Consider the following 24,022-nt stretch of genomic DNA (forward strand, 5'->3'; position numbering starts at 1 on the left):
GCCCGCGCAGGCTAGACAGAGGGGCCCGGCGAAGTGGGGAGGAGGCGGTGGCGGGCGGAGGCCGCTCGAGCTGCGCCCGCGCCTGTGCTCGGGGCTGGCCGGTGTCGACCACGGGGAAGGCCCGTCCACGCTCTCCGAAGGACGGAGCCCAGGAGATGGTCGTGTCTGTCGGTACGGCCGGTGACCCGCAGTACGGATAGTGAGGGTAGTACTTCGCAGTCGTGGTGACGGATCCGTAGCCGCATTATCCAAGTAGCGGTGAGGCGGGACCCGGCACAGACTGGACACAGGGGAGACCGGAAGGTCTAGGCGCGGTGGGGACCGCTACAGGGGGAAGATTACGGTGGTGGCGCTGTCGCGCGAAAGTAATGTTATTCCCTGTCGGAGGCAGCCATGACCGAAGACGTCGCTGCTGTCAGGCTTCGCCTGTACCAGATTATTTACAAGGCCGAAACCGATGATGCGTTCCGAAAGCGCTTGGCAGAGGACCCCGGATCCGTCTTCGCCGAGTACCAGATTCCCGAGAACTCGGTCGAGGAGTACTCCCGGGAAATCATCGAAGCGCGAGACGACGACGGGTGCAGCGACGGCACCTGCTGGTCGTCGGTATGCGGGCCTACCTGCTACGTCACGATCCCGCAGGTCTGAAGAATGGCACGGAAGGCCGCCCCGATGACGGCTGATCGGCCGGAGCCGTGGCTCCTTGACACGGTCGTGGAAGCGGTCGGCGGCTGGCTGTCCGACTGGCGGATCGTGCCGTCCCACGACTCGCTACAACCGTCGATAGCTGCCTCCCCACCGGGGCCGGACCTCCCCCGGCAGGGCTGGAAGCTTCACGTTTCCAGTTACGTCTCGACGGCCGACGAGACCCTTCGACGAGCCCTGCCTCCCCTTGTCACGCTGGGAGTCGCCTTCAAGGTGTTGGGATCCCTGTCCTGGCTCGAACGGCTCAACTGCGGGGCGGCTGGAATCTCGCAGGTCGGAAAATTCATCACCGTCTATCCGCACGACGAGGATTCGGCCCTTGAGATCGCGGCCGCGCTGGCAGCCGCTACACGGGGGATGCGGGGTCCTCACATCCCGTCGGACCGCTCCTACGCGGATGGGAGCGTCGTCTTCTACCGCTATGGAGGGTTCGACGGCACCCGGATGCAGACCCTGCTCGGCGACATCGTCCTCGCCGTGCTGCATCCCGACGGCCGTCTGGTCCCGGATCTCCGGGAAGCGACCCCTTCGGTGCCGGAGTGGGTCGACGACCCCTTCCGCAGGAACGGCATGGGCGCATCGTCCGCCTTAGCGAGAACAGTGGCCTGCCGGTACCAGCCCGTCATGACCTTGGCACACTCACCTCGGGCCGTGGTCCAACTGGCCCTCGACCTGGCCACGCCGCGCGGGTGCATCCTGAAGCGCGCCGCGAAGCGACCTGTGAGCCAGGGCAGCGAGACTGGTGACGGCACCGCAGCGCTGCGGCGTGAAACGGCCGTGCTTCTCAGGTTTTCCGGACGGCGGGTGACCCCAGAGGTCCTCGATGTCGTCGAGGATGATGACGAACTGATCCTTGTCTTGGAGGACCTGGGCGGGGAGACGCTCGACCGTCACGTGCGGGGACTCGCCGGATCGGGTCATAGCTGTTCCACCGCTCGCGTGGTGGAGCTGGGAGCCTCCATCGCGGATGCACTGTCTGTGCTTCACGAAGCCGGCCACATGCACGGGGACCTCAAGTCGGCCAACATCATGCTCCCGGCGGACGGTCCAGTACGGCTCATCGACCTCGAGCTGTCCCATCCCGTCGGCGCCAGGGACCGGCCCGCCGAGGCCGGGACCCGCGGCTACCTTTCGCCCGCGTGCAGGGCGGGAGAGGCGGTGTCACCGGCCGACGACATTTACGCCCTGGGAGCTGTGCTCTACCTGTTGGCCACCGGCGCCGAGCCCTCACGGGCCCCCGACCCGCACGACCTGCTGGCCAGACAACTCGGGCAGCTTCGGCCGGCCGTCGACGGTTCTCTGGCGAAAATCGTGTCGCGGTGCCTGGACCCGGATCCCGAGCGACGGTTTAGCTCGGCGCGCGAGGTGCGACGGGCACTGCTGACGGTCGCGGAGAACCTGTCATCACGGCCACCCGCACCACCAGACACCGTTGACCTCGACCTGACGCGGGCGACGGACCTGCTCGAACTAGCTCGCCGTTCAGGCGACTTCATCTGCGCCCATGCAGAGTTTTCCGCGCAGACGGTGACATGGCGCAGCGAATACTATGTCGGCAAGGGACTCGTGGGCCGCGACATCAACACCGGGATGGCCGGCACGGTCCTCGCGCTGGCTGAGCTGGCCCAGGAACTGCGTGTCCCGAGGCACATGGACGTCCTGCGCGCTGCAGCACGGACACTCGACGCCATGCCAGCCGTCCCCGGGGACCGGCCGCGCGGGCTCTATGTGGGCGAGATGGGCGTCGTCGCCGCACTGCTACGGGCTGGCCAAGTGCTGTCCGACGAGGAACTCGTCGGGTTCGCGGTCGACCGGGCGGGGGCGCAACCCGCGGCAGATCTCGACGACTCCCCCGATCTCTTCCACGGTCTCGCTGGCCGACTGCGAGTGCACTTGATGCTCTGGGACGAGACTGACGACGGACGGAGCCTCGACCGGGCGGTGCACTGCGGCGACACCCTCCTGCGGCAGCGCGAGGGCGGGTACGGCACCGCACACTGGCGTATTCCGCCGGGTTATGGAGATCTCAGCGGCAAAAGCCTCCTTGGCTATGCCCACGGTGCGGCCGGCATAGCCGACGCCCTGCTCGACCTCTATGAAGCCACCGGGGCGTCCCGGTACGAGGAGGCCGCACGCGAGGCCGCCGGACGGATCATGGACCAGGCGATCCGTTGCCTGGAGGACCTCAGCGGGGTCGCCTGGCCCATGGCAGAAGGAGGCCGGGCACACCCGCCGTTCTGGTGCCACGGAGCGACGGGCATCGGCCGGATGCTCCTGCACGCCCGGCGTCTCGGCCTCGAACCGGACCCGACAGAGACACTCCGGCGTGTCTGTCGCTCGGTGGCCCTTGGGGCCCGCTGGAGCGGACCGACCCTGTGCCACGGACTGGCGGGTAACGCCGAGTTCCTGTGGGACGCTGGTCTGGCCCTGGACGATAGGGACCTGCTGGCACAGGCCCGTGGGCTCATCAACATCCTGCCAGCGTTCGCGGTCGATTCCCCGGACGGGCGGGCGTGGATCTCCGAGGCCCCTTGCCAAATAACCCCCGACTACCTCGTCGGCTACGCAGGCATCCCCGTTGTCCTGCTGAGGATGGCGACACCGCGCCGCCGCTACCAGCTCAGTCGGGAGGGTTTCCGGTACGGGGCCTACTAGGGTCCGTATTCAAAGATCATCGGGTGGTGGATCATGGTGGTGTGATACGCCGTCATGAACTCACCGATCAGGAGTGGAAGTTACTCGCTCCGTTGATACCGCGGGCCGCGACGGGCCAGCCGCGGGTGTCGGACCGGCAGGTCATCAACGGGATGGCCTACAAGGTCCGGACCGGGATCTCCTGGCGTGACCTGCCGGAACGCTACGGCCCCTGGCAGACGGTCTCCACCCGCTTCCGCCGCTACGCCCTGGACGGCGTGTGCACCCGTGCCCTGCAGCAGATCCAGGCACATACGGACGCGGCCGGCGATATCGACTGGCTCGTCCAGATCGACTGCATCATTGTCCGCGCCCACCAGCACGCTGCCGCCACCGGCCGAAAAGGGGGATCAACCAGTCGGACGAAACGCCGGCTCAACTTGGCGAACCGGCCCGCGATCCGGGACATGGCCTGGTCGAACATCAGCCGCCAGCGGGCGGGGTCCACGCTTTGGCCAGCGGCCGCCCAATGATCTTCGTTTGTCCACACACCAACCGATGAGCACGCGGTGGCCGTACCCGTTCCTGGCCAGGTACGGCCACAAGATCGCGAAACCAGACTGGAGTACTAGCCGGGCGGTACCTGGGCCGAGAGCCTCCTCGGCCCGTCGGTCACGTCATCGACTGCCGACGGTGCGGAAAGCCACCTCGAGCTCCTCGTGCCCGATCCGTTGGTACAACTCGTCGATCGGCGGCCGCTCCAGCAGGCCGGGGGTGTCCGCGAGTTCGCGCTCCTGCCCGAGCAGCAGTGGACCGCACATCGGGCAGTCGTCGTAATCGTAGAACACCTGTGAGCACCCGATGCGCTCGGCCGCGAACCGGGTACAGAAGACCTCCGGCTGCATGCTGGTCACTTCCTGGAACCTGTCGGCGAACTCGAAGGCCCGCTTCATGTACTCTCGCAGCCGCCCGGTTGACACGTCGACGTGCCGCATCAGCCGGTAGCGCCGCGGCGGCTGGGAGCCGCGCGGAGGGTTGATGGGCTCCTGCGAGGTCTGGTCCTTGTAGTTGAGGAAGAAGTCGTCGCGGTCGAGCAGCACCAGCAGTTCGTCGCGCGGCTCCTGCCGCACCAGCTGGGCTGCCTCTTCGGCGAGATCGAGGTACTGCGCGTCGGAGAGCAGACCTGCGAGGAACAGCTCCTCATACTGGGCCAAGCTGTCGAAGTCCGTGAAGACCTTGACGTCACCCGCTTCCTTGGGCGCGTAGCGGACGGCAAACACGTCCGGGCGGATGTCGGTGCGCTCCGCCACGTGCTCGGCGGTGCGCACAGTCAGTGCCAGTAGTTCGTCGAGCCTGGTCGGTTGGGCTTTGATGGTGCGTGTAACACGAACCCTCATGATGACCTCCGAAGTGAGAGGGTGGACGGGTGAGAAACGCCGTTTCCGACGTGCCGATAGACGCTCAGCTGCGCGAGTGCGCGTTCTGATCGAGCGGCGACTCGGTGTTGGGGCGACCGAAGACGTTGCGTCCGTGCGAGGTGTCGCGACCGCACAGCAGAACGCAAGTGTGGTGTGAGATGTTGAGGTTGGAGCCGTCGATGACCTCGCCGCGCAGGCGACCCGGGTACACGACCGTGTCCGCCCGAGTTACCCGACCGTTGATTGCCAGGCGCCGCCGGTCCGACCGGTTCCCCGACGATCCGTGCATGGTTCGCTCTGTGAAGATGACGAACTGTCCCTTGCGCATCGGCATCGACACGATGTCCTGCTGTGCCTCGTCGAAGTCCAGCGTGACGGCGCCGACTTCCCGCGACAGAGCGTCGAGGATGCGGGTGCGTGCCTCGGCCAGCGTGAGGTGTTCGGTGTCCACACCGTCGAACGCGTGTGAGGTATCGATGTCGAGCACGAGCGAACAGTCCCGGGCCCGCTGCACGAGCGTCTGCGGATCGTCGATAGCGAGGAACGGGTCGTGCCAGAACTCTGACTTGCTCATCGCAGCCATCTCCACGGGGAAGCGGCGGCGGTGGCTGCGACGGGCGAAGCGGATCGGTCCGCGGTCAGCCTCGACATCGTCTAGGGCGATCCAGACGGTCAGGTTCCACAGTCCGCCGACCGCGGCCGACGCCGGCTGCAGCCCAGGCACGTCGTTGCCGATCTCCTCACCGTTGAACGCCCCCCACTCCTGATGCCAGCCGAGCTGCCCCTCGCTGGCGGCCTTGCGAAACACCTTGGTACGCCACAGGACCAGGTCGTCGCCGAGCAGCGAGACCAGCCGGCCGACGACCGCCGGGTCGGTGAACAGAGTGAGGATGTCGGCTTCGACCAGATGCCAATCGCGCACAGAGAAGCGCCCGTACAGTGGGTGCCGCGCGCGCGACTCGATCACTGTGTCGAGCCTTGCGGCGGCCCTGTCGAGCAGGTCGTGGGGCACCGATCCATCGACTGGTCCGAAGTAGCCGTCGCGCCAGAACTGGTCGACCTCGGTGGGGGACAGACTGGGCGCCACCCGGTCGAGCACCGGCCGGACGGGCGGGGCGTCTCGGCCGAGGTCTGGGGAGGGGTGCTGCTGCATGAGGCCTCCTGAGGCGGGGTGAGGGCAATGGCGCGCCGACGCGGCTGGGCGCGGCAGTCATCCGATCGGTTGATCTGAGGCCAGGGCGCTGAGCGCGACGTTGATCTGCCGTCGGCCCGCGTACGGCTGGCGGGCGTGCGCGACCGCGACGTTGTCGAGCATCAGCACGTCGCCGCGCTGCCACGGGAACGCGAACGCCGCCTCGCGCATGACGGCGATAACGTCCTCGACCGCCGAGTCGGGAATGGAGCTGCCGTCGCCGAAGGTGACCGAACGCGGCAGCCCGTCTGGGCCGAACAGGTCGAACAGGGCGGCGCGGGTGTCTGGGTCCAGGCTGGCGGGGTGGTGCAGGAGAAGCTGGTTGAAGAAAGCCAGCTGTCCGCTCAACGGGTGGGCGATCACGGCCGGCCGCAGACCGGCGGTCTGCACCACGGCCCCGGCTTCCCAGGTGGGCGTGACACCGAGGTCCCGGCAACGGGCCGCCACGGCGTCGGGGTGGTTGGTGCCGAAGAACGTTCGCCATGGAACGTCCAGGCCCGGCACGAAGCGTCGCACGTAGCGCAGCCCGCGCGCCTCGAACGCCGCGCGCAGCGGCCGGGGCAGGCGCTGCAGCACGACTGAGGTAGGCACGAGCGGGGTGGCGCCCCCTCGCTCGGACGGCTGCTCGCAGTGGAACCAGATCCGCTGCGGCGCGCCAGCCAGGTGTGCGCCCTCATTGTGGAACAGGATTGTCCGGTCCGCCGGGTAGGGCGTGGCGGGGCGGGCGAACTGGCACGACGGTAGCGGCTCGGGTAGATCGCCGTAGCGCTCGTGGAGCTGTCCGCCGGCGGCGAGCACCGAGGACTCGAAATCGCCGACCCTGGCCACGGAGAAGCCGCGGAACAGCACCGCCGGGAATCGCTGCGCCGTGTCGAGCAGCCACGACCGGTGGCCTGCCAGCCAGGACCCGAGCGACACCTCTTCCAATTCCGACGGTGCGGTGACGACCAGCGGGAGCCCGTGTTCGCCGTCGGGTGGGGGGCCGGTCCGGACCGCGTCCAGGGTGAAGGCAGCGTCGACAGTCATGGCATGCTCCCAAGGGATCGCGGGGATTCCTGGCGGGGCGCGTCGGCGCAGACCTCGCCGGCGAACGAGTGGCGGAATTGGTCGAGCAGAGCCTGGGCGTGCGCCGGGTCGAGGGCGCGGTAGCGCAGGTAGCAGCGCAGCCCGCCGTTCGCCGCGAGCACCGACAGGCGTACCCGGGTCGTGAGCGGCGGGAGCACATCAGTGCGCAGTGGGGTCGCCTGTACCCCCGGCAGGTCCGGAACGCGCGGCAGCTCCTCCTGCAGGCTCAGGCTGGCGTCGACGGCCGGGTTTTCGGGCTCGTGGCGCCACCCGAGCGCCCGGGTCAGGACCGGCGTCGGCACCGGGTCTCGGGACAGCAGGCCGCGCAGCGCTTCGCTGGCGCTGTGGACTGCTGCCCCGGGGCCGTCCAGGTCGACCCCGACCGGCAGGTCCACCGCGAGCGGGCCGACCACGTCGGTCAGCTGCGGCCAAGACCGGGCGGCGCTGGCCACCCCGACGACGAGCCGCCGCTGCCCGGTCACCTCGCCCAGCGCCGAGGCGTACGCGCCCAGCAGGCCGGCGAAGACGGTGGCGTTGCGGCGCCGGCATGCTTCGCGCGCCGACGCGAGCAGGTCGGGTTCGACGAACGTTTCCAGCCGCCCCTCGCTGGCGGGGGCAGGCGCGCCGTCCGGCCAGCGGATCAGTGGGTCGAAGTCGACCAGCGCCGTGCGCCAAGCTGGGAGCTGCGCCCACCGGCCCGCGTCGGCCTGGCGCCGCTCCGCTGCGGCCAGGTCCGGGTACTGCAGCGGCCGGGCGAGGTCGGCACTAACTCCGGCGACCCGGGCGGCGTACCCGGCAGCGAGGTCGGTGAGCACGATGCGGGCGGACGCGCCGTCCACGGCAATCGCGTGTAGGCGCAGCAGCAGGACGTGCTCGGTGGGGGAGATCCGGACGAGCTCCGCGCCGAGCGGTCCGCCGTCGCGCAGGTCGAGCGGCGCCCGGAGGCCGGACCGCAGCGCCGCGAGCACGTCGGCCCCCGCCGTGGCGGGGGTCCGGCCGACGTCGAGGACGTCGCGGCCGGGCTCGACGATACGCTGCTGTACCCCGCACGCATCCTCTACGATCCTCGTCCGCAGCGCGCTGTGTCGATCGAGCACCGCGGTGAGGGACTCGGCCAGCGCCTCGATCTGCAGCCGACCCCGAAGTCGCACCGCGAAGCCCAGCTGCGCCAACTGCGCGGCGTCCGCGCCGGGCGCGCGCAGTCGGCGCCACACTTCCTCCTGCCCGAACGACAGCGGCGCGGCGGGGTCGCTACCGGTCACTGTGCTGGCGGGTACCGGCGCGACCGCGGCGCGCTCCGGTGCCCGTAGCTGCTGCCGGACCGCCGCCGCCAACCCGGCGATGGTGGGGGTGCGGAACACGGCCTGGACCGGCAGATCGACCCCAGTTGCGGCCCGGATGCGCGCTACTAGCTGCGCCGCCAGCAGCGAGTGCCCGCCCAGCCCGAAGAACTCCGCGTGCCGGTTGGTGACCGGGAGACCGAGCAGGTCCGCCTCGATCTCGGCCAGCTCGGCCTCAAGGACGTCCAGCGGCGGCTCGGCGGCGGGGCCGGCCGGATCGGGCTGCGGGTAGGGGATCGGCAGCGCGGCCGGATCGGTCTTGCCGCCGGGTAGCGCGGGCAGGGCGTCGAGGAAGACGACGGTGGTCGGCACCATGTGCCGCGGCAGCCGGCGCTCGAGATGTTGGAGCACCGCCGGGCGCAGCTGGCGCGCGACCGCGGCCAGCATCGGAGCGTTGGTGTCGACGCACGCCCTGGCCGCGGCGGGCGCGGATACGGGGAGGATCGGATCGTCGCCGGCCCGGTCCGCCCGCACGAACACGGCGTCCAGCGAGCCGTCCGGCTCGCCGGTGAACGACACGTTCACCCGGTAGCCGTGTTGCGCCCCGAGGCGCCACAGCTCCTCGGGATGTACGGCAGGCCCCCCGCCGGCCCCCTCGGCGTCGGCGAGCACCGCCGCCAGGCGGCGGCCATCGTGCCGAGGCTCGGCCAGCAGATGCTGCACCCGGGCCCACCGGTCGGTTCGCGCGTTGGCCAGCGGCCCAACGCGGACCACCTCCGCGCTGCCAGTGGCCAGCACCTCAGTCAGCCGGGCCGGCGCTACCGCAGGCAGCGCTGGCCCGGCTGACTGAGGTCGGCCGGGCGCGGGCGTGCCGCGGCGCAGGAGCACGTCGTAACGGAAGTCCGTCAGCTCGTTGGCGCGCCATCCGCGCTTGACCGATACCTGCACGTCGACGGGTTCGCCCAGCGATCCGCCGAGCGAGGTGAAGAAGGAGGGGGCGACGGTCAGCTCGTCTTCCGCAGCGGCGCGGAGCGTGGCAGCCTGCCGCACGTCGGCGGCCAGGGTGTCGGCCTCGGCCTCGGCGAGCTGCAGGGACAGCTGGAACAAGCTGGACAGATGCCAGGCGCGGACGTCGCCAACGAAGACGTGCCCGCCCGGCGCGACGGCGAGGAGCGCGTCGGTGAGCGCCCGGCGCAGGTAGGAACGGGATGGGAAGTACTGCACGACCGAGTTCAGGATGACCAGGTCGAAGGGCGCCTCGGCAGCGACGGCGGCCATGTCGGTGGCCGCGCCGAGGCGGACGTCGACGTGGTCGAGCCCGCGCCGTCGGCACGCCTCGGCCACCCGTTGCACGGCCCGGGCCGAGATGTCCAGCGCGGTGTAGCGGCGACAGTGGGCCGCAAGCGGCAGGGCAAGCAGTCCCATCCCGCAGCCGACCTCGAGAATAGCGGCGGCCGGCACGGCCCGGATGCGGGCGAGCGTGGCGTCGAGCCACTCGTCCATGTCCTGGCGCGGCAGTGGCGCTCCAGTGGAGGTGCTGTCCCAGCCGGTGAAGTCCCGCGCGGCGTCGGCGGTCGCGCCCGCCGAAGTGTAGACAGTCTGGAATGATTCGGCCCAGTCCCGCACCCGGGCGGCGGTCGCGGCCGAGTCGACCTCCGGCTCGTGTGGCACCACGTAGGCGACCAACTGCGGCTGCCCATTGGCGACGGACGCCGTGACGAGGGCTTGCGCCACCTTCGGGTGGGTCGACAGGACGCCTTCGATCTCTCCGAGTTCGACGCGCATCGCCCGGATCTGCACCTGTCGGTCCAGCCGCGAGACGAACTCGAGCTGGCCGTCGTCGTGTAGGCGCACCTTGTCGCCCGAGCGGTAGTAGATCGTGCTCGCGTACCGGGTGCGGACGAACCGGCTCGCGGTCGCGTCGGGGTCGTTGAGGTAGCCCAAAGCCAAGCAGCGCCCGCCGATGTACAGCTCCCCGGGAACGCCGATCGGGCACATCCGGCCGCTGTTGTCGAGGACCAGCACCTCGGTGTTCGGCAGGGGCCGGCCGATGCGGACCTGCCCGTCCCACGACCGCCGATCGCAGGTCCAGGAGGTGGCATTCACGACCGCCTCGGAGGGCCCGTACTGGTTGCTGAAGGCGATGTCGAGGCGGCCCAGCGCCAGCTCCGGCAGCTCGGCCGGCACGGCCTCCCCGCCGGTGATCACATGCCGCAGCACGCTGTGGTCCAGCGCCCGGGCCTGGAACAGCCCCCTGAGCACGGCGGGGATGGCGTCGATGACGGTGATGCCCTTGGCGACGACCAGCTCGGCCAGCCGGTCGCCGTCACCGAGGTCGGACAGCGGGGCGAACACCACCGTGGCTCCGGCGGCCAGCGGCCACAGCAGCGACATGATGCCGCCGTCGTAGTTGAACGAGTAGCAGTGCAGGAACCGGTCCGTGCCGCCCAGCGGCGGCAGGACCTGCTGGTTAGCTCGGATCCGGTCGCACAGTGCCGCGGCCGGCACGAGCACGCCCTTGGGCCGACCGGTGGATCCCGAGGTGAAGGTCAGGTACGCCGGAGCACGAGCGTCCGACGGGGGGCGGCGTGGCGGGTGGTGGGCGCCGTCGGGCCGTGACCACGCGATCGTGGCGCAGCCGCGGCCGTCGAAGAGCTCGTTCGACTCCGGCCCGGTGACCACCGTGCCGATGCCCGCTTCCCGGATGAGAAGATCGAGCCGATCGGACGGGTACTCGGGGTCGAGCGCCACGAACGCGGCACCGCAGCGCAGCACGCCCAGGATCGCCACGGCACTCGCCGGCCCGCGCGGCACGCAGACCCCCACCCGGTCTCCGGCGACGACGCCGCTGCCGCTCAGCGCCGCGGCCAACGCGCCGGAGGCGCGCCACAGCGCCTCGTAGGATAGCTGGTCGCTGCCGTTGGAAAGGGCCACCGCTCCGGGATGCTGCCGAACCCGATGCTCGATCAGGTGCTCGACCCGTTCGCCGTGGGCATAGGTGGCCTCTGGCCCGGTTCCGAGCAGTCGTGCCTGCCTCGCCTCGTGCGCGGGCATCAGCGGCAGCCGGCTGATCGCCGTCGTGGGTCGGTCCACGAGGCGCGAGAGCAGGCTGACGTAGCGGTCGGCGAGCCGGGTGGCCGTGCTGCGCCGGTACAGGGTGGTGCTGTACTCGAGGGCGAACCGCAGCTCGCCGCCGCTCTCGCGCGCCTCCAGGCTCAGGTCGAACATCGCGCCGCGGCGCGGCAGCCGGACCCGCGAGGCGGTCAGGCCAGCCAGCTCCGGTTCGTCCAGCGGCGCGTTCTGCATGGCGAACAGAACCTGGAACACCGCCTGGTAGGTGCTATCCCGGCCTACGTCGAGCAGTTCGAGGAGTCGTTCGAAGGGGAAGTCCTGGTGCGTCTGCGCGCCAAGCACGCTTGTGCGTACCCGCTCAAGGACGGTCCGGAAGCTCGGCTCTCCGGACAGCTGCGCGCGCAGTGGCACCGCGTTCACGAAAAAGCCGATCAACGGCTCGACCTGTCGGTGGTGCCGGTTGGCGAGCACCGTGCCGACCACGAAGTCGGTTTGTCCGGACAGCTGGTGCAGCAGCACCTCGAGGCCGGCGAGCAGAACCATGAACAGGGTGGCGCCGCACTCTTCGCCCAACCGCGTGAGCGCCCGCGTCGTCGCGGCGTCGACGGTGAACTCCAGCGTCTCCCCGGTCCACCGGGCGACCTCGGGGCGGGGGAAGTCGGTGGGCAGCCGCAGGACCGGAGGCGGCTGGCCCACGTGGTCGCGCCAGAACTGCCACTGCCGGTCGTGCACCGGTCCGCGCAGCCACTCCCGTTGCCACACTGCGTAGTCGGTGTAGTCGATGGTCAACGGGGCGAGCCGCACGGGAACGCCGCTGACCCGAGCTGTGTAGTGCGCGGCCAGCTCGGCGACGAGGACACCCATCGACCACCCGTCGGCGACGATGTGGTGCATCACCACGACCACGAGATGCTGGGCCGGGGCCAGCCGCAGCACCAACAGCCGCAGCAGCGGGCCGCGGGCGAGGTCGAACGGGCGGGCGGCCAGCTCGGCGGCCTGGCCGCGGGCGGCTTCGTCCCGCTCGTCGGCGGGCAGGTGAGTCAGGTCGACCAGGGGGACCTCGACTGCTGCGCCGGGCGGGTCCACCACCTGCGTCGGTCGGCCCTCGACAACTACGAACCGGGTGCGCAGCGACGCTTGTCGGGTCATCTCGTCGCCCACCGCGCCGCGGAACGCCGCGAGGTCGAAGCATCCGGACAGGCGGATTGCGTGGGCGATCGTGTAGACCGGATTGCCTGGATGCAACTGGTCTAGAAACCACAGCCGCTCCTGCGCGAACGACAGAGCCAGCGGGTCGCCGGTGTGCCGGCGCGAGATGAGCTCCACGTGGTCTGGGTCGCCGCCGCGCCGGGACTGCACGACCCGGGCCAACCCGGCGACGGTCGGGGACTCGAACAGGTCGACCAGCTTGACGTCGACGCCGAACAGCTCGCGCAGCCGCGACACCAACTGGGTGCCCAGCAGGGAGTGCCCGCCGAGTTGGAAGAAGTCGTCGTGCTGGCCCACCCGGTCGATGCCGAGCAGCTGCTGCACGACGCGCGCCACGTCGATCTGCGTGGGATTGGTCGGCGCCGCGAACGGCACGTCAAGTTCGGGCCGCTCGGGGTACCGGTCGGCGAGTACCCGCCGGTCGAGCTTGCCATTGGGCATCCGGGGCAGCGTCGGCAAGGCGATGACCTTGGCGGGCACCATCGCGGACGGCAACCGTTCGGCCAGGTACCGGCGGGCGCCAGCGGCGGTCGCCGCAGCGTGCTGGGCCCGCCGCGGAGCCGTGGTCCAGCACGCCGCGGTGGCCCGCGGGGAACCGGGGGTCGAGCCCGCCCGTGCGGGTCGCTGGGGCGAGCCGGCACCAGGCCACCCGGCCGGTGGGCGCACCACGTCGAAACGGTCGGCGTCCTCGCTCACCAGCAGAATCGGCGGCGGGCCGCTCCGCATCTGCTCGGTGAGCTCCCAGGGGTCGACCGCGTCAGCATCGCCGGCTTGTCGCAGCTCGCGGCGCAGCTCGCCCACGGTGAGGTCCTCAGCCGCGGCGCTGCGCAGGCGCCGGTGTGCGGCCACCTCGGCGCGCAGCCTCGCGTTCGGCACTCCGGTCACCCGGACCCCGTCGGGGCGGGCACGCAGGCAGCGTACGAGGTCGCCGTCGCCGGCCAGGTCGCGGTAGGGGATCGAGGGCACCGGCGGGCAGGGCGACCCGAGGTGGATCGTGACGTCGTACCGGAACCTGGTCAGCTCGTTGTGGATCCTGCCGGGCTTGAGCTCCGCCTGGGCCCAGCCGCCGCCGCGCCCCGCCCAGTGGGTGAAGAAGCCCGGATCGACCAGCAGTTCCCGCTCCGTCCACGACCGGTAGGCGATCCGGCGGTACACGTCAGCGCACCGCGCCCTGTCGGGCGCTCGGCGCAGCGCGACCGATGCGAGCAGGACCTCGCCGAGGCGCCGGTCGCGGACGTCGCCGACGAACAGCGCGCCCGTGGGGCGCAGCACGGCCCGCGCCCGGTCCAGGACTCGCGCCAGGTACGACCCGCTCGGGAAGTACTGGACGACGGAGTTGAGCACCACGGCGTCGAGCTCGTCGACGTCTAGCCCGTCGAGGTCATGCGCGGCCCGCTCGTGCAGGTCCACGTGGCCGAGGCCGAGCGAGCGCAGCTGCCGCCTCAGGTGGGCCAACGCCGGCGCGGAGAAGTCCAGCCCGACGTAGCGGCGGCAGGCGGGAGCGAGCCGTAGCAGAAGCAGGCCCGTTCCGCAGCCAAGCTCGAGAACGTCGCGGGCGTCGAGTCGGCGGACCCGCGCGAGCGTACCGTCGATCCATTCCCGCATCTCGTCGTCGGGGATCGGCTCTCGCCGATAGCTGTCGCGCCAGCCGACCGTGTTGGTAAGTTCGTCGGGTCCTTCGGGCTCGCCGCAGTAGAGCTCGTCGAACGTGTGCCGCCACGCCCCCAGCGCGTCATCGCGCTTGGCTGCGCTGCCGTCCCGCTCGCTAGCCGGCGGATCGAGCGGGGGATCGGGGCGGTCGGCGGCGACGATGTACGCCTGCAGCCGGCTCTGCTCGGCGCCGTCGGGGACGTTGACGACCGCGGCGTCGGCCACGTCCGGCGCGCTCCGCAGCAGTTGCTCGACCTCGCACGGCGCCACCCGCACGCCGCCGACCTTAACCGTGCTCTCGTCCCGGCCGAGGAATTCCAGCGCACCGTCGGCGCGGTAGCGCGCACGATCGCCCGTCACGTACAGCCGCGCCCCGGACACATCGCGGAAGCCGTCCGGCACGAACTGGGCGGCGGTTAGAGCTTCGTCGTTGAGGTACCCGCGGGCCACCCCGACGCCGCCGATGTGCACCCGTCCCGGCATCCCTACTGGAACCGGGCGGCCGTCGTCGTCGAGCAGGTACACCAACGTGTTCGGGATGGGCTGCCCGATCGGGACCAGAGGTCCGGACATCTTGGGGTCAACCCGGTGGAAGGTGGCGTCCACGGTGGCCTCGGTGGGTCCGTATACGTTGTAGAGCCGGGCCGGGGACCGGCGGGTAAACCGGAGCGCGAGGTCGCGCGACAGGTCCTCCCCGCCGCTCATCACCGCGCGCAGAGCGAGGGCGGTGTCGAACGCCGGCTCCTCGACGATGGTCGACAGCACCGACGGAACGCAGTGGAACACCGTGATCCGCTCGTCGCGCAGCGTCTCGGCGAGGGCGCGGGGGTCGCGTTCCGCGCCGGGCGGCGCGAGGACGAGCGTGCCGCCGCTGACCAGCACCGGGTACAGCTCCCGCGCCGAGGCGTCGAAACCGATCGGGGTCTTGAGCAGCACCCGGTCCGTGGCGGTCATCGCCAGCTCCGCGGCGATCCAGGTGACCACGTTGGCCAGCGCGCCGTGCTCGACCAGCACGCCCTTTGGCCGTCCGGTGGAGCCCGACGTATAGATCACGTAGGCGAGGTCGCCGCCGCCGACCGGGCATCGATCGCCCGGAGCAGGGGTACCGGTGAGCTCGCCGACACCAATCCAGGTGCGCGGGGCGTCCGCCTCGCCGGACCGGTCCGTAATCACCCAGCGGGGCGCGCAGTCGGCCAGCAGGCCGCGCACGTAGGGCTCGGGGTACCCGGGGTCGATCGGCACGTAGGCCGCGCCGGTCGCCAGCACCGCCACCAGCGTCATGATCAGTTCGGGGCTCCGCGGCAGGCGCACCGCGACGAGATCGCCGGGTCCGACCCCCCGTGCCTGCAGTCCCGCCGCGAGCCGGTCGACTCCCGCCATGAGCTCCCGGTAGCTGATCTTCGTATCGCCGGCCTGCACGGCGGGGGCCTGGGGGGTGGCGCGGGCCTGCGCCGCGATTAGGTCGGGTAGGCAGCCTGCGGGCCGATGCGCCAGCGTGCGGTTCCACTCGACCAGAACCGTGCGTCGCTCGGCCGCGGTCAGTAGATCGTGCTCGGTGACCGGGCGCGACGGGTCCTGGCAGGCCAGGCTGAGCAGCCTTTCGAACTGCCGCGCCAGGCGCACCGCCGTGGTGGTGTCGAACAGATCGAGGGAGTACTCGATGGCGCAGTCGAAGCCGCCAGCCTGCGGGGTGGCGAACAGGGTCAGGTCGAACTTCGCGTCGTCACGGTCGACCTGCAGCGCCGTCACGTCCAGCTCGCCCATGGCGAACTGCGGCGCCGGCGCGTTCTCCATCACGAAAAGCACGTCGAACAGCGGGTTGTGCCCGCTGGACCGGGCCAGGTGCAGCCGGTCTACCAGGATTTCGAAGGGCAGGTCCTGGTGCGCCAGAGCGTCCACCGCTCGGGTCCGGACCCGGGCCAGGAGCTCGGTGAACGTCGGTGTGCCGCGCACGTCGGCGCGCACCGGCAGCGTGTTGACGAAGAAGCCGATCAACGGCTCCAGGGTGGCGTCGGTGCGGTTGGCCGCCACCGTGCCGAGCACGAAGTCGTCCTGGTCGCTGAGCCGCGACAGCAACGCCTGCAGTGCCGCCATCAGGACCATGTAGGGCGTGACGCCATGTGTGGTGCACAGCCGGTGGACTGCGGTGCTGGTGGATGCGTCTAGCGCGAACCGGTAGGTGCCGCCGCGGCTGGAGCGGGTCGGTGGGCGCGCCCGGTCGGTGGGTAGCCGCAGGGTCGGCGGAAGGTCGTCCAGCTGGGACTGCCAGTAGCCGACCTGGCTCTCCAGCGCGGGGCCCTGCAACCATCCTCGTTGCCACACCGTGAAGTCAGCGTACTGCGCTGGCAGCGGCGGCAGCGGCACCGGACGGCCCCGCGCGAACGCCGTGTAGATCGTCGAGAGTTCGGCCGCGAAGACGCCCAGCGACCAGCCGTCGGCCTCGATGTGGTGCAGGCACACCGCCAGGACGTGGTCGGCGGGCCCGAGCCGCACCAACCGCAGCCGTAGCAGCGGGGGGCTGGCCAGATCGAAGCGGCTTCGGGCCAGCTCGGCGCAGGTGCGGCGTGCCTCGTGTTCGGCCGTCGCCGGGGGCAGCCCGCTGAGGTCGATGCGCGGGATGTCGACGGCCACGGTGGGGTGGATCAGTTGCACCGGCTCGCCGTCGCGCAGCGGAAATGTGGTGCGCAGGATCTCGTGCCGCGCCAGGATCGTGTCGACCGCGCGCTGGAGCAGGCGCTCGTCCAGGGGGCCGCGAAGCCGCAGCGCGGATGACATGTTGTAGCTGGTGCTGTCGGGGTCGAGGCGGTGCAGCAGCCACAGCCGGCGCTGCGGGAACGACAGCGGAAGGCGCAGGCCGCCGCTGGCGTCGGGCTCGATCTGGGCTCGGCTCATGGCGTCGTTCCGTGGTCGGTGGGCCGCTGGGCTGGCTGTAGCGGTGGCCGGGCGGTCCCGCTGGCCTGCCTGGCGCGCGTCACGGCCTGCGCGAGGCCCTGCACGGTGGGCTGCTCGAAGACATCGCTTACCGTGAGCGGCACACCGAACATTTCCTGCAGGCGCGCCACCAGCTGCACGGCGAGCAGCGAGTGGCCACCGAGGCGGAAGAAGTCGCCGTCGTCGGGGACCGGTCCGGTACCCAGAAGGGCAGCGAAAAGGGCGGCGATGCGCTCGTGGGAGCGCCCCCCGGCGTGGTGGGTCCGGGCGGGGTCGTGGGTGGGGGGTGGTGCGGGTTGCTCTTCGGGTGGGGCGGGCAGCGCGGCCAGGTTCACCTTTCCATTGGCCTGGCGCGGCAGCTCGGCCAGCGGTACCCACAGCCGGGGCACCATCTCCGCGGGCAGCCGGTCGCTCAGGAAGCGCGGCAGGTGGGTCAGGTCGTCTCCGTGGCCGGCCTCCGAAACCACGTAGGCCAGGAGCGCCGGGTCTCCTGCTACGGTCGCGGGGACTACGGCCGCGGCCGCCACAGAAGAATGCCCGAGCAGCACCCGCTCGACCTCCTCCGGTTCGATCCGGTGTCCTCGGATTTTCACCTGCCGGTCGACGCGTCCCAGCAGCTCCACCGACCCGTCGGGTAGCAGCCGTCCGCGGTCTCCGGTGCGGTACTGGCGCGCTCCCGGCTCTCCCTGCGGGTCGGGCACGAAGCTGCGGGCGGTTAGCTCGGGCCGGTTCCAGTAGCCGAGGGCAACTCCGGGGCCGCTGATGACCAGTTCGCCCGCGGCGCCCGCTGGCACCGGTGTGGTGAGCTCGGGGTCGATGATCGTGATCCGGTGACCGGCGATCGGGCGGCCGATGGGAACGAAAGGCGGGTGCGGGCGTGCGTCGTCGGTCCAGACGGTGACGTCGACCGTGGCCTCGGTCGGCCCGTACACGTTGTGCAGCGTGGCGGGACATCGTTCGCGGTGCCGCGCGAGGACGGCCGGGCTGAGTGTCTCCCCGCCGCACACGACGTGCCGTAGCGCGCTGGGCTGGAACGTGGGTCGGCGCAGCAGCTCGTCGTAGAGCGACGGCACCGCGTGGAAAATCGTGACGCCCGCGCGGTGGACCACGCGGTTCAGCTCGTCGGGGTCGACGCGAGGGCCGGGCGGGGCTAGGACGACGCACGCGCCGGCAGTCAGTGGCGCGAACAGCTCGCGCACTGAGGCGTCGAACGACAGTGGGGTCTTCAGCAGCACCCGGTCGGCCGGGGTCGTCGACAGGTGCTGGTTGAGCCAGGCGACGAAGTTGACCACACTGCTGTGGCGGCACACCACCCCCTTGGGGGCGCCGCTGCTGCCCGACGTGTAGATCAGGTAGATGGGGTCGTCGCCGTTGGTCTCGGCGGGTGCTGCTCGGTCGTCAACCGGGGCGCGCAGCAGTTCCTCAACCGTTGCCGTGTGCGGCTGCAGAGGGTCGGCGCACCCCGCGCGATCGACCAGCAGCAGGGCGCACGCGGCGTCGTGCGCGAGCCCGCGCAGCCGCCGGGCAGGCAGGTTCGGATCGAGGGGAACGTAGGCCGCGCCGGCACGCAGCACCCCGAGGATCGCGGCCACCGCCGCGACCGACCGGTCCAGACAGACGCCGACCCGATCACCCCGGCCGATGCCCCGCACCCGCAGCGCCTCCGCGATGCGCACGCTGTCCTGGGCGAGCTCGGCGTAGCTGACCGTCCGTCCGTCGTGTTCCAGAGCGGGGGCGGCTGGCGTCCGACGCACCTGGGCGTCGAACAGCGCGGGCAGCGTGTCCGGTCGCGGACGGCGCGGGCCGACGTCGGCGTCGGGCGGGGCGGCAGCGTTCTGCGCGGTGGCGGCAGAGACAGTACGAGGTCCCGGGTCGATGTCGAGGGTCCGCACGGCAGCATGGGGTGCGTCCGTGACCAGCTCCAGCAGCCGGACGAACGCGTCGGCCAGCCGCCTCACCATCGCTGCGTCGTAGAGGTCGCTGCTGTACTCGAACTCGAGCAGCAGATCGCCACCCGCACCCGCCAGCGGGACGGCGTCGCGGCAGTCGGTTACAAACAGCGTTAGGTCGACCTTGGCCGTGCCGGTCGGGTAGGGCGCCAGAGAGCAGGCGACATCGGCCAGGTGGACCCGGCGGGCCGGCACATGGAAGACCAGCATGTGCTGGAAGAGCGCGTGACGGGACAGGTCGGGCGCGCCGCCGAGGACCCGCACGAGATGGTCGAAGGGCAGGTTCTGGTGCTCGTGGGCGTCGAGGCAGACCGTTCGCATCGCCTGCACGAGCTCGTGGAACGTGGGTTCACCGTGCAGTTCGGAGCGGATCGGCAGCCAGTTGACGAAGAACCCGAAGGTGCGCTGGAACTGGCTGCTCGGTCGATTTGCGACGGCGGTACCGAACAGCAGCCGGTCCCGGCCCGACCAGCGGTGTAGCAAGAGCCCGTACGCGGCCGTGAAGAGCACCGCGAGCGACACCCCGTGGGCGCGCGCGGTCCGGCGCACCGCCGCGTCGAGGCCGGGGGACAGGCGCACCGCATGGCGTCCGCCGCGATCGGTCAGCTGTCGCGGCCGGAGCCGGGTTCCGGGCAAGTCGAGCTGGCGAGGGAACGACCCGACCCGGTCGCGCCAGTGCCGTTCGTCGGCCGCGTGGGCGGCGCTGGCGGCGTAGGCGCGCTGCCACTGCCCGTACGCCGCGTAGTCGGCCACCTCGTCCGCCGGCTGGCTCGACGACCCGGTTGGCACGCCAGCCAGCCGGGCCGCGTAGTCTGCGGCGAGCTGGCGCGTCGCCTCGGCCAGCGACCATCCATCGCAGATGCTGTGATGGAACGCGGCCACGAGCGCGATGTGGTGGGGGCCTAGCCGCAGCAGCTCCCAGCGCCACAGCGGAGCGTGGGCTAGATCGAAGCCCCGGCCTCCGATCGCCGCGCAGCGCGCCTCGTAGCGCGCCGATCTCTCGTCCGGCGTGAGGCAGCTCAGGTCGACGATCGGCATCGGCGCGCGCAGCCGGTCGGCCACCACCGCGACCGGCCGGCCGTCCTCACGGGCGAAGCAGGTGCGCAACGCGGCATTGCGCTTGACCACCGTGGCCGCCGAGCGTTGGAGCGCGCTCACGTCGACGGGGCCGGTGAGATGCAGTGCTGACGAGACATTGTAGGCCGCGCTGCCGGGGCGCAGCGCGTCGAAGAACAGCAGCCGCTCCTGGCCGAACGAGGGGGCGTAACGGCGGGGTGGTGCCGTCGCCGGGGACCGGGCCGGGGCGGGCGGTTGCCCGGCGAGCCGGGTCAGCAGCTCAGTGCGGTGCTGGGCGAGGGCGGCGCGCAGCGGGGCGTCCAGGGCGCCGGGCGGCCCGCTCACCACCAACCGACCGTCGCGGCTCGACAGCCGCACGCTCGCCCGGGTCAGCGCGGCGAGCAGCTCGACGAGCGTCATACCTCGATCACCTCAACGGACGCGCCGTGCCGCTCGGCCCCGGCCGGCTGGCTCGCGGCGGCGAGCAGGAGCCCGGACAGCAGCGCCTCAGACACCCCGCCGACCGTCTGTTCGTTCAGCAGCAGGTCCCGGATCGGGACCGCCACGCCGTAGCGCGCTTCGAGCACGTTGCGTAGCTCGAGAGCCATGAGTGAGTCCAGCCCCAACTCGGTCAGCGTGGTTGTCGGCTCGATCTGCGCGGCGGGCAGTCCGCTGATCCTGGCGATCAGCTGGGCCAGGGCGGCCAGGACCGCGGCCTGCTGCTGCTCGGTCGGGATCTGCAGCAGGTCCGGCAAGGCCGGATCGATGCGGGTTGGGGCCACCGCAGTATTGGTGCCAGCCGTGGCCAGGTGGTCGGACGCCTGGCAGTGGCGCAGCGCCAGCCGACGCACGGCCTGCCAGTCGGCGTTGCCGCCGAGCACGAGCGGGCTGCGGGCCCCGGCGGTGAGCAGGGCGGACAGGTGGCGAAGCCCATCGGCCTCGGACAGCGGCGTGACCCCCTGGGCACGCAGCCAGTCCGCGATGCGCTCGCCAGCCGCCATTCCACCGGTGGCCCACGGCCCCCACGCGATGGCCACCCCGATTACGCCGCGCGCGCGGTGCGCCAGCATGAAGCTGTCGGCGAACGCGTTGGCGGCGGCGTAGGCGACCTGGCCTGGCGAGCCGGCGACGGCCGCGAGGGAGGTGAAGCAGACGAACACGTCGAGCGGCGTGTCCGCGGTGACCTCCGCCAACGCCATCAACCCGGCGCACTTGGGCCGCAGCGCCGCCGACAGCGCCGCCCCGTCGACGGTGGCGTAGGTCGCGTCGGCAAGCACTCCGGCCAGGTGGAACACGCCGGCCAGCGGAGGGCAGCCGGCGTCGCGGCTGACGTCGAGGGCCTTGCGTAGGCTGATCGGGTCGGCGACGTCGGCAGCACAGCGGTACAGCCGGGCGCCGAGGTGCTCGGCCGCCCGGTGGTCGGGAAGGTCGGGGTCGATCGGAGAGCGGGCGACGAGGATCAGGTGACGCGCGCCGACGGCGGCCAGCCAGGTGGCCAGCCGTCCGCCCAGCCCTCCGCCGGCCCCGGTGACCAGGTACGCCCGGTCGGGGTCGGGCCGGAACGCTGCGACTGCTGGGTCGGACACCTCGCTGAGGTTGGGCCGCCACTGCTCGCCCCGGCGCACCGCCAGCTCGGGCTCGTCGTGGCTCAGCAGCCGGGCGACGGCGTCCGGGCGCACCGGCTCCGCAGGGTCCAGGTCGAGCAGCGTCACCCGTAGCGCTGGGCACTCGCGGTCCAGGGTGCGGCCCAGCCCCCACAGCACGGCTGTGGCCGTTGGCGACGGGTTGCGGTCCTCCGGCAGAACCTGGCCGCCCCGCGTGACCAGGCGCAGCTCGGCCGCGGGCGAGGCGATGTCGGCGGCGGCCCGGGCCAGGCCGACGGCGACCGCCGCCGCCACCTCGGCCTGGTGTTGGACGGTTTGCGGCGAGCCGGTCCGCTGGTCGGTGAGGACGCACGCGAGACCGTCGACGCGGGGGTGATCCGGACCGTGCCAGGCGACGATGGCGGCGCGGATCGCGTCCGGGTCGACACCTGCGCCGGTCGATGCGGCCTGCGGCAGCGCCTCCAGCAGGCACGACAGCGGGTACACGGTCGCGGTCGCTCCCGGCGTGAGGTGGCGGCGCACCCCGTCGGCGAGCTTGACGTCATCGGCGACGAGTAGCCAGGACTGGGCCGGGTCCGGGCCGGTCGTGCTTGCCGACTCCGGCACCCGCTGCCAGCCCCGGTCGTAGGTGCGGCCACCGGCATGGTCGAGCGCCAGAACCGCCCGCGGCCGGTCGAACTCCACTCCCCGCGCCTCGATCACGACCCGTCCCTGCTCGTCGAGGCCGCGCACGTCGCCCCGCCAAGCGCGCGTAGATGCCGGACCGGAGCGGTCGAGCACCGCGTGTGCCCAGATGCAGGGGGCGCCGGTCGGAGTAATCGTCAGCTCGCCCATCCGGCGGGGCAGGCCGAGGGCGTACCCGCTCGCGGCGTGCGCCGGCGCCAGCGCCATGGCCAACAGAGCGAGCAAGCAGCTGTCCAGGGTCGCGGGGTGCAGCCCGTAGGCGTACCTCGCGTCGTCGCACCTGTCGCCCGGCGGTGGGCGCAGGCGGGCGACCGCCGCGCAGTTCCCCACCCAGATCCGCTCGACCGCCCGGAACCGCGCGCCGTAGTCGGCGCCCTGCTCGCGCAGCAGCCGGTAGAAGTCCCGCTCGTCGAGCGTGAGCGGAAGGCCGGACAGCACGGCAGCCAGTGAGGCGGGAGGTGCGGTGGTCGGGGCGCCGGGGCGCCGAGCGGCCTGCGGAGCGGGCGGCGCCCCCAGCGCCTCCCGCACCCGGTCGAGCCCGGATAGCGTTGCCATCACCTCGTCGCGATCGGCGACGAAGTCGAGCAGGCACGCCACCTCGTCCACTCCGATCCCGTCCAGCGCGTGGGCCAGGCGGGTGCACGATTCCGGCGACCCCATGAAGGACAGGTGCTCGAAGACCCGGTCGAACTGGTGGGCCACCAGCGTGTCGAGTTCGGCTGGGGACAGCCGGTCGACCGCGATCTGTCGGCCGAAGGCGGCGGCCGCCCCGGCCAGCAGCCCGGCGTTTGCCCGCATGTACCGGTGGTAGTGCGGCTCGGCGCGGCGGCGCGCCCGCGGCTTCGAGTCGTCCAGCAGCGTGTGCAGCATCACCGTCACCACGCCGGTGCCGGGATCGTGGCTGGCGTCGGCGCGGGCCTTCCGGTAGGTGCGCACACAGTCGGCGAGCCCGTCCAGGCCCAGGTCGACGAGGTATGTGAGCACGTTGACGCCCAGCTCGCCGGCGAGCCGGAACGTCTCCGGATTCCGGGCGGCGGTCAGCCAGGTGGGCAGCTCCGCCTGGAGCGGGGTAGGAAACACTCGCACCTGGATCGGCTGACCGGTGCCGGAGGTTCGGCTCAGCCGTTCCCCGCGCCACAGCAGCCGGGTGGCCGCTAACCCCTGCCGGGTCAGCGCGTGCCGATCGGGGTAGCCGGCTGGCGCGAGGGCGAAGTCATCAGGATTCCAGCCGGAGGCGAATGAGACGTCGACCCGTCCGCCGGAGAGGTTGTCGACGACGGACCACTCCTCGGCCACGCGCAACGGGTCGTGCAGCGGCATTACCACGCTGCCAGCGGCGAGCCGGATGCGCCGGGTCTGACCGGCCAGCGCGGCGGCCAGAACCGCGGGGTTGGGATGCAGCGCACCGAACGGCACGAAGTGCCGCTCGGGCAACCAGACCCGGGTGAACCCGCTCGCGTCGGCGAACCGCGCAGCCTCCAGCACGAGTTCGTACCGCCCGCGGGCCGCGCCGTCCGCTCCGGAAGCGCCGGATTCCCCGGAGGAGAAGAACATGATGCTGAAGTCCATCGGC

General features: G+C 71.6%; 9 protein-coding genes. 3 read left to right on the top strand and 6 right to left on the bottom strand.

Features of this window, described 5'->3' with window-relative positions; all coding sequences use genetic code 11:
* Positions 1–393 precede the first annotated feature (393 nt).
* Genes KBY32_RS12625 through KBY32_RS12635 form a run of 3 tightly spaced genes read left to right on the top strand, consistent with a single transcriptional unit; the run spans position 394 to position 3,872 of the window.
* On the top strand, positions 394–648 hold the full coding sequence (locus tag KBY32_RS12625) for a hypothetical protein (RefSeq protein ID WP_210980013.1): 255 nt from the start codon (positions 394–396) through the stop codon (positions 646–648).
* 3 nt (positions 649–651) lie between these two features.
* On the top strand, positions 652–3,360 hold the full coding sequence (locus tag KBY32_RS12630; protein ID WP_210980014.1) for a lanthionine synthetase LanC family protein: 2,709 nt from the start codon (positions 652–654) through the stop codon (positions 3,358–3,360).
* A gap of 23 nt (positions 3,361–3,383) precedes the next feature.
* Positions 3,384–3,872: an IS5 family transposase gene (locus tag KBY32_RS12635; RefSeq protein WP_210980015.1), complete on the top strand. Its 489-nt coding sequence runs from the start codon at positions 3,384–3,386 to the stop codon at positions 3,870–3,872.
* Between the two features lie 144 nt (positions 3,873–4,016).
* On the opposite strand, the gene KBY32_RS12640 is transcribed toward KBY32_RS12635, so the two are convergent.
* The 6 genes from KBY32_RS12640 to KBY32_RS12665 form a co-directional block, all read right to left on the bottom strand.
* Positions 4,017–4,736 carry a hypothetical protein gene (locus tag KBY32_RS12640; RefSeq protein WP_210980016.1) on the bottom strand — a complete coding sequence of 240 codons (720 nt, stop codon included), beginning with the start codon at positions 4,734–4,736 and terminating at the stop codon, positions 4,017–4,019.
* Between the two features lie 64 nt (positions 4,737–4,800).
* The gene (locus KBY32_RS12645) at positions 4,801–5,910 is read right to left on the bottom strand and encodes a phytanoyl-CoA dioxygenase family protein (RefSeq protein WP_210980017.1); all 1,110 of its coding nucleotides are present in this window, start codon (positions 5,908–5,910) and stop codon (positions 4,801–4,803) included.
* A 57-nt stretch (positions 5,911–5,967) separates the two neighbouring features.
* A complete protein-coding gene (locus KBY32_RS12650) occupies positions 5,968–6,975 on the bottom strand; it encodes a TauD/TfdA family dioxygenase (protein ID WP_210980018.1) in 1,008 nt (335 codons plus the stop codon).
* Positions 6,972–17,117 carry a non-ribosomal peptide synthetase gene (locus KBY32_RS12655; protein WP_210980019.1) on the bottom strand — a complete coding sequence of 3,382 codons (10,146 nt, stop codon included), beginning with the start codon at positions 17,115–17,117 and terminating at the stop codon, positions 6,972–6,974. The genes KBY32_RS12650 and KBY32_RS12655 overlap by 4 nt, the downstream gene beginning before the upstream one ends.
* On the bottom strand, positions 17,114–20,581 hold the full coding sequence (locus tag KBY32_RS12660) for a non-ribosomal peptide synthetase (protein WP_210980020.1): 3,468 nt from the start codon (positions 20,579–20,581) through the stop codon (positions 17,114–17,116). The genes KBY32_RS12655 and KBY32_RS12660 overlap by 4 nt, the downstream gene beginning before the upstream one ends.
* Positions 20,578–24,018, bottom strand: a complete 3,441-nt coding sequence (locus tag KBY32_RS12665) for a MupA/Atu3671 family FMN-dependent luciferase-like monooxygenase (protein ID WP_210980021.1) — start codon at positions 24,016–24,018, stop codon at positions 20,578–20,580. The genes KBY32_RS12660 and KBY32_RS12665 overlap by 4 nt, the downstream gene beginning before the upstream one ends.
* Positions 24,019–24,022: the final 4 nt, after the last annotated feature.

This window comes from Streptomyces sp. RK62 (genome assembly GCF_018070255.1).
In the GTDB taxonomy this organism is placed as follows: Bacteria; Actinomycetota; Actinomycetes; order Streptomycetales; family Streptomycetaceae; genus Streptomyces; species Streptomyces nigra.

Excerpts from the sequence above, each read along its gene's own strand:
- KBY32_RS12650 (WP_210980018.1), bottom strand. The coding sequence starts at position 6,975 with ATGACTGTCGACGCTGCCTTCACCCTGGACGCGGTCCGGACCGGCCCC.
- KBY32_RS12645 (WP_210980017.1), bottom strand. The coding sequence starts at position 5,910 with ATGCAGCAGCACCCCTCCCCAGACCTCGGCCGAGACGCCCCGCCCGTC.
- KBY32_RS12640 (WP_210980016.1), bottom strand. The coding sequence starts at position 4,736 with ATGAGGGTTCGTGTTACACGCACCATCAAAGCCCAACCGACCAGGCTC.
- KBY32_RS12625 (WP_210980013.1), top strand. The coding sequence starts at position 394 with ATGACCGAAGACGTCGCTGCTGTCAGGCTTCGCCTGTACCAGATTATT.
- KBY32_RS12630 (WP_210980014.1), top strand. The coding sequence starts at position 652 with ATGGCACGGAAGGCCGCCCCGATGACGGCTGATCGGCCGGAGCCGTGG.
- KBY32_RS12655 (WP_210980019.1), bottom strand. The coding sequence starts at position 17,117 with ATGAGCCGAGCCCAGATCGAGCCCGACGCCAGCGGCGGCCTGCGCCTT.
- KBY32_RS12665 (WP_210980021.1), bottom strand. The coding sequence starts at position 24,018 with ATGGACTTCAGCATCATGTTCTTCTCCTCCGGGGAATCCGGCGCTTCC.
- KBY32_RS12660 (WP_210980020.1), bottom strand. The coding sequence starts at position 20,581 with ATGACGCTCGTCGAGCTGCTCGCCGCGCTGACCCGGGCGAGCGTGCGG.